The following is a 2762-nucleotide window of genomic DNA, read 5'->3' on the forward strand; positions in this document are numbered from 1 at the left end:
AAAAAATCTCCTTTTTCTCCCCGCAATGCGGACAGGCACATGCGAACGACTCCAGGTTTTTAAACTGGGTGAATCCCGGACAGTGCTGCGGTGTCGATGCCATCTTGGACGCTCCTTTCCCTTTCACCTACACGGTTTTGGACGCTGTTTTCTATTTATCTGATGAATGCCGCTGCTGCCATAGGGTCAAAGCGGTATATCCGCGGTCTGGACAGGGTAATTGAACCGCATGCTAACAATATGAGTCTCCTAATCGAAAGCGCAATGCCAGGACCGAATAAGAAGCATGCATCGGCGGAGAAAGAGGCTGAGGCGGTCGGCGGATACTGCAATCGGCAGCAACAAATACTTTCCGCACGGTATGTTCCTGGGAGCGTACCTTCTGTAGGTTGACCACGTGTTGTCGAAAATGGCTGCCGCCGGGATTTTCCGGTGCGGACCCCCGAACCCTAACCATATTTTTTCTGCGGCCTCGACGGCAAAGGAGGAGACGGTCATGACAATCGATGTTCTCAACCCGACGACGGGTGATGTGGTCAACAGGTATGAGGCGATGGATGCGCAAACGATCGATGAACGGATCGACGCAGCCGGCAGCGCCTATGCTGCCTGGCGGCAGATAAAGATGGACGAGCGGGGGGCATATCTGCGCGACGCGGCCGCTCTCCTGGAAAAGAACCAGAAGCGCTATGCGGGCCTGATGGCCCTGGAGATGGGCAAGCCGATCCGGGACGCCAGAGCGGAAATCGAAAAGTGCGCCTGGTTATGCCGGCAGGTGGCCGAATCGGCAGCGCAAATGCTGGCACCCGAGATCGTAAAGACCGATGCCCAAAAAAGCTTCGTGACATTTCCGCCACTGGGGGTGGTTCTGGGGGTGATGCCCTGGAATTACCCTTTCTGGCAGGTCTTCAGGTTCGCCGCACCGACCCTGATGGCCGGCAATGCGGTCCTGCTTAAACACGCATCCAACGTTCCCGGCTGCAGTCTGGCCATCGAGGCCGTGATGCACGAGGCCGGCTTTCCGCCGACGCTTTTCCAGGCCTTGTTGATTTCGAGCAAACAGGTGCAGGCCGTCGTCGATCACCCCTCGGTCAAGGCCGTCGCGCTCACCGGAAGCAACGCGGCTGGTCAGGCGGTGGCGGCCCGCGCAGGCAGACGGATCAAAAAAACCGTGCTCGAACTGGGTGGCTCGGACCCCTATCTCATTCTGGCGGATGCCGACCTGGACCTGGCGGCGGATGCCTGTGCGGTTGGTCGTCTGCTCAACGCCGGGCAGAGCTGCATCGCGGCCAAACGCTTAATCGTCGTGGAAGCGGTGAGGGAAGCATTCGAGCAACGCCTGGTTGAAAAAATGAAATCGGTGCGCATGGGCGATCCGATGGACGAGGAGACCGAGATCGGCCCGCTGGCCCGCAGCGACCTGCGCGACACGCTTCACCGACAGGTGCGGGAAAGCATCGACGCTGGCGCCCGACTTCTGTTGGGGGGAGAAATCCCCGGGGGGCGTGGATTTTTTTATCCGCCGACCATCCTGACAGATGTGCGTTCCGGCATGCCAGCCTTTGACGAGGAAACCTTCGGACCGGTTGCCGCGGTGATTTCCGCAGCCGATGAGCAGGAGGCCATCCTTCTGGCCAACCAGACGGATTTCGGACTGGGTGCGGTCGTGTTCACCCGCGATGTCAAGCGTGGCGAACAGATCGCCGCCGAACGGCTCGAGGCGGGGAACTGCTTTGTCAACGCCTTTGTCAAATCCGATCCGCGTCTTCCCTTCGGCGGCATCAAACAGAGCGGCTACGGACGCGAGCTGTCCCACTACGGCATCAAAGAATTTGTGAACATCAAGACCGTTTACGTGGTTCAACCGTAGGTGGGTTTTACCTTGAAAAGAGTCCCATGCAGGCGTGTGTGATGCTGCAGTTGGAAGATGGCACGATTCGATCTACCCCGGATGGGTGCATGGTGGCTCTGGAAAGGCGCAGGGCGCGGACAATTCCCCGCAAATCGCCTTTGACCAGGGTGACCCGCGCACTTTCCATGGCCACGTCGGTGCCCGTTCCCATGGCGATACCCACCTGGGCCTGGGCCAGGGCAGGGGCGTCGTTGATGCCGTCGCCGGCCATGGCCACGATCTTTCCCTGATCCTGGAACCGCTTGACTGCCTCGGCCTTGTCTTCGGGCATCACTTCGGCCACAACCTCGTTGATGCCCAGTTTTTCAGCCACGGCGTTTGCCGTGGCCCCGATTACCCAGGCATCAAGATTTCCCGGCTATTTTTTCATTTCAACGAGGCCGTTTTCAATGGCAAAGGCGGTCAGCTGGGCGATGTTGTGTAAGTCAAGCTTGCCGATCAGGTTGGCGCGGTGCTTTTCCACGGTTTTGACGCTGATGTGCAGAAATTCGGCGATATCCTTGTTGGTGTACCCTTCGGCCAGCAGCTTCAACACCTCGCGCTCGCGCTGGGTGACGGTATCCCAGCGAGAGTTCTGTTTAAGTTTTTTCCGGCCGGTCAGATAGCCCTCCATGACCTGGTCCGAGATACCCGGGCTGATATAGGTCTTGCCTTCCAGGAGGCTGTCCACGGCCAGCATCAACTCCTTCCTGCTGGCATCCTTGATGCAGTATCCGTCGGCGCCGGATTCAAAGGCTTCCAGCACATACTGATCGGATTCGTGGATCGTCAAGGCAAGGATACGCGTTTCCGGCAGCTCCCGTTTGACCTCCTTCATCACCGAAATGCCACCCATTTTGGGCATGGACAG

Annotated in this window: 2 protein-coding genes and 1 pseudogene; 1 reads left to right on the forward strand and 2 read right to left on the reverse strand. The window is 58.5% G+C overall.

Annotated features, from left to right (window positions below; genetic code table 11):
• The first annotated feature begins 496 nt into the window (after nucleotides 1–496).
• The gene (locus tag R6V78_RS04295) at nucleotides 497–1870 is read left to right on the forward strand and encodes an NAD-dependent succinate-semialdehyde dehydrogenase (protein ID WP_410288099.1); all 1374 of its coding nucleotides are present in this window, start codon (nucleotides 497–499) and stop codon (nucleotides 1868–1870) included.
• An 88-nt stretch (nucleotides 1871–1958) separates the two neighbouring features.
• Here R6V78_RS04295 and R6V78_RS04300 read toward each other — a convergent pair.
• A pseudogene (locus tag R6V78_RS04300) lies at nucleotides 1959–2237 on the reverse strand (HAD-IC family P-type ATPase); the annotation flags it as partial.
• Nucleotides 2238–2270: 33 nt separating this feature from the next.
• A partial coding sequence (locus R6V78_RS04305) for a LuxR C-terminal-related transcriptional regulator (protein WP_410288100.1) occupies nucleotides 2271–2762 on the reverse strand: 492 nt, incomplete at its 5' end.

The sequence above is a fragment of the Desulfosarcina sp. genome, from assembly GCF_046496365.1.
Lineage (GTDB): Bacteria > Desulfobacterota > Desulfobacteria > Desulfobacterales > Desulfosarcinaceae > Desulfosarcina.